Below are 3,956 nucleotides of genomic sequence, written 5' to 3'. Positions count from 1 at the left end.
TGCTTGGGATTGTGGAAATTCCGGACCTTGTTGGCGTGCGGGGCGAGGCCGGCGGCGGCCGCCCGCCTCGCCCGCCAGGTCCGCAGCCAGCGCTCGGTGACCAGGGCCACGCCGTGCAGGGCCCCCCACAGCACGAAGGTCCACGAGGCGCCGTGCCACAGGCCGCCCAGGGTCATGGTGATCATGAGGTGCAGGTAGGTCCGGCGACGTCCGCGCCGGCTCCCACCGAGGGGCAGGTACACGTAGTCACGCAGCCAGCGCGACAGGGTCAGGTGCCAGCGTCGCCAGAACTCCTGCAGGCTGCGCGCCGCGTACGGCCGGTCGAAGTTGTCCGGGAAGCGGAAGCCGAGCAGCAGTGCGATCCCGATGGCGATGTCGGAGTAGGCGGAGAAGTCGCAGTAGATCTGGACGGCGTAGCCGTAGACGGCGGCGAGGATCTCAGCGGACGAGTGCTGGCCCGGGGTGTCGAAGACCGGGTCGACCAGCCGGGAGGCGATGACGTCGGCGAGCACCACCTTCTTGATCAGTCCGCCGAGGATGAGGAACGCCGCGCGCGTGGTCGGCACCTGGGCCGGGTCGCGTGGGGTGGCGAGCTGCGGGAGGAACTCGCTGGCACGCACGATCGGACCGGCCACGAGATGCGGGAAGAACGCCTCGTAGACGGCGAAGTCGAGCAGCGACGCCGGCGCGCTGTCGCCACGGTGAACATCGATGACGTAGCTCAGCGCCTGGAAGGTGAAGAACGAGATCCCGATGGGCAGCGCCACCTGGAGCAGCGGCAGCGGCGCGGGCAGGCCGACGTCGGTCAGGGCGCGATCGACGGACAGCGCGAAGAAGCCGTAGTACTTGAACCAACCGAGCAGACCGAGGTCGCAGGCGATCGCGGCGGCGAGGATGCGGCGGTCCCGCAGACGGTGGATGGCCCGCGCGGCGGCCTGGTTGATCAGGGTCGAGGCGACGATGAGCAGGACGAACCGGGCGTCGGCGAAGCCGTAGAAGAAGTACGACGCGGCGAGCATGAACGGCTTCCACAGTGCGGGCCGGGGCATCAGCAGCCAGGACAGCGCCATCACCACGACGAAGAACGCCGCGAACTCGATCGTTGGAAAGATCACGTATGGCCGTCCAGGGAGATCGGGCGGGCGGCGGGTGACGAGTGAGTTGCCTGGCGGCACCGCATGTCGCTACTCTATGAAGTTGAGAAGATACATAAAGTAGTGACAGGCCGGCGGGGTGCGCGCCCCCACGTGCCGCAACGCCCGTGAGGGTCGGTCTCCTCGGCGGGTGCAGCGGCCCGAAGGGGTGAGGTTGGCGCGATTCGACCTGGAAGACGTGCGCGCCAGCCACGGGATGGCTACCTTCCGACCATGGGCATCGTCACGGTCAACGGCATCGACCTCGCCTACGAGATCCACGGCGACGACGACGGTCTGCCGTTGCTGCTGATCGGTGGCCTTGGTCAGCAGCTCGTCGGCTGGCATCCCGACCTGCTCGCCGCGCTCACCCGGCGCGGCTACCGGGCGATCGTCTTCGACAACCGCGACGTCGGCCTGTCCACCCACCTCGATCATCTCGGCCGGCCCGACCTGGGGGCGATCATCGCCGGGCGCTTCGATCTCGCCCCCTACGGGCTCGCCGACCTCGCCACCGACGCGCTGGGCCTGCTCACCGCGCTCCGCGTCGAGTCGGCGCACCTGCTCGGCCTGTCGATGGGCGGCATGGTTGCCCAGATCGCGGCGCTGCGCAGCCCCGAGCGGGTCCGCAGCCTCACGTCGGTGATGTCGCATCCCGGCGACCACCGGGTGCAGCCGACGCCGGAGGCCATCGAATTGTTCCTGCGCCCGGCGCCGGAAGACGTGGAGCAGTCCGTCCTCGCCGCGCACGAGGCGCATCGGGTGCTCGGCTCGCCGGAGTTCGCGCCGGACGAGGCGTGGCTGCGCCGACGCGCCGAGGTCTACTGGGACCGCCGGGCCAACCCCGATGGTGTGCTGCGTCAGGTCGCCGCGGTGCTCTCCGCCCCGGACCGCACCGCGGAGCTCGCCGGGCTGCGCCCGCCGACCCTCGTCATCCACGGCGGCGCCGACCCGCTGGTGCCCGTGATCGGCGGCCGGCTCACGGCTGCGGCGATCCCGGCCGCGGAGCTGCTGGAGATCGACGGGATGGGCCACGACCTGCCCCGACAGGTGTGGGACCGGATGCTGGACAAGCTGGAGGACGTCGTCGACCGCGGGGAGGCCGGACGGCGCTTCCTCGCTGCCGCGAGCTGAGCGGACGCGAGGCCCGTCGGGGCGCTGCCCGTCAAGCCGCCGCCCGCCAGGTCGCCGCCTGTCAGGTCGCCGCCCGCCGGCTCACGCGCCGGGTTTGACCACCATCAGGGCGACGATCACGACCCAGCAGGCGGAGCTCAGCACCGCGCCGCCGGTGACGGTGCTGAGCCGGCGCCGAGCGTCCCCGCCGGCGTCGATCTCGGCGACGGCGTGCGACAGGCCGGGCGCGATGACCGCCAGGCAGACTCCGCACGCCACCACCCACAGCACCAGCGAGCCCAGCAGCCAGGAATCGCTGAACGAACGCACGCTGCCGAACGACCCCTGGTGCACCATCCCGGCACCGGTCACCACGATGAGCAGCGAGGCCAGCCCGAACCCGCGCACCAGCCGGGCGACGAGCCGCAGCAGCGGCAGCGCCCCCGGCCCGGCCCGCAGCAGCCGGGGAATGGCGGCGCAGACCAGGGTCAGCGGTCCGATGACGAAGATCGCGAGAAGGACGTGCAGGGTGAGGAGGAGCCCGAAGCTGCCCGGATGCGGCATGCGCAGACGGTACCGACTGACTCCTCCCGCTTGTGCACCGACCGCTTGTGCGCCGGCTGTGAGCCGACTGTGCTGGTCCTGCGTCTCGCCGGGCCCGGGTCTCGCGGGGGCCTGTGCCTCGCGGGGCCTGTGCCTCGCGGGGCCTGTGCCTCAGAGTGGATAGGACTGGTAGTAGAGCAGTTTCACCGCATCGCCGAAATGCGTCCCGTACAGGCGGTCGGTGGAGCCGGCGTAGGCGTAGCTGACCACCCCGTCGATCCAGCCGTGGCCGGGGCCGAGCCGGCCCAGCCCGGTGATGAACGGGCCCCCGCTCGCCCCCGCCGTCATCCGGCAGTGCACGCCGACCGATGGGCCCCCGTATGGGTCGGCGGATCCGGGCCCGGCACAGTAGATGAGCTGGCTGCCGTCGTACGGCAGCAGGCGTGGGTAGCCGAAGCTGTACTGCGGGTAGGTGTTCGGCAGGCCGAACGCGATGCCCTGGCCGCCGACGACGTTCTCGATGTGCTGGCCGCTGTGGGTGTTGAACAGCGCGAAGCCGGCATCGACGTCGAAGTTCGAGCCCGTGGCCCAACCCGGTGTCACGGTCAGTCGGCGGGCGGTCCAGATGCCGTACGGCATGGTCCCGTCGGCGTAGCCCGGAACGAAGGCGACCTTCTTCGCGAACTGCGCGCGCGTGCCGCCATGCAGACAGTGCCCCGCGGTCACGACGAGATCGTGGCCCGGGCTGGTCACCACGCTCGCCGAACACGCGAAATCGGCGCCGCCGATGGTGGTGAACAGCCGGCCGGTGGTCGCCGTGACCAGACCCCCGCGGGTATACGGCGTGCCGTCGCTGGGCGGCGGCGGCGTGCTCGACAACCGGGGGCTCGTGTCGTCGGCGAACGGCGTGCCCGCCGCCGCGGTGCCGGTCCGGGCGTCGGCGCGGTCGGTGGTGTGGGAGCCGAAGGCCCGGTCGCGACGCTCGGCCGTCCAGTACCGTTCGACCGCCCGTTGCTCGGTGTCGGTCACCGCGCCGGGTGCCGACAGCGGCGAGGGCTGCCCCCGGGTGATCTCGGCGGCGAGGTCACCCGGGCGGACCGGCCTGGCGTCGGGACCAGCGATCGGCGGGCCGCCGACCGCTGGCCGCACACCCGCGTCCGGCACTGT

The 3,956-nt window shown here is 71.7% G+C and carries 4 protein-coding genes; 1 reads left to right on the top strand and 3 read right to left on the bottom strand.

The genetic code is table 11. From position 1 onward, the window contains the following. Positions 1 to 1,115 (bottom strand): MBOAT family O-acyltransferase (locus ND748_RS27290; RefSeq protein ID WP_251749077.1); only part of this gene is annotated, 1,115 nt, incomplete at its 3' end. 252 nt (positions 1,116 to 1,367) lie between these two features. On the opposite strand from ND748_RS27290, the gene ND748_RS27285 reads away from it, so the two are divergent. Then, positions 1,368 to 2,267: an alpha/beta fold hydrolase gene (locus ND748_RS27285; protein ID WP_251749076.1), complete on the top strand. Its 900-nt coding sequence runs from the start codon at positions 1,368 to 1,370 to the stop codon at positions 2,265 to 2,267. 81 nt (positions 2,268 to 2,348) lie between these two features. Here ND748_RS27285 and ND748_RS27280 read toward each other — a convergent pair whose 3' ends face one another. Next, entirely contained in the window at positions 2,349 to 2,810 is a 462-nt protein-coding gene (locus ND748_RS27280) for a DUF2269 domain-containing protein (protein WP_251749075.1), read from the bottom strand. A gap of 150 nt (positions 2,811 to 2,960) precedes the next feature. After that, the coding region (locus ND748_RS27275; protein ID WP_251749074.1) for a serine protease at positions 2,961 to 3,956 on the bottom strand (996 nt) is incomplete at its 5' end.

This window comes from Frankia sp. AiPs1, assembly GCF_023716945.1.
In the GTDB taxonomy this organism is placed as follows: Bacteria; Actinomycetota; Actinomycetes; order Frankiales; family Frankiaceae; genus Frankia.
This window is presented reverse-complemented; position numbering and strand designations above follow the sequence as displayed.

What these genes read in the sequence shown, in the direction of transcription:
- ND748_RS27280 (WP_251749075.1), bottom strand. Translation starts at nt 2,810, where the DNA reads ATGCCGCATCCGGGCAGCTTCGGGCTCCTCCTCACCCTGCACGTCCTT.
- ND748_RS27285 (WP_251749076.1), top strand. Translation starts at nt 1,368, where the DNA reads ATGGGCATCGTCACGGTCAACGGCATCGACCTCGCCTACGAGATCCAC.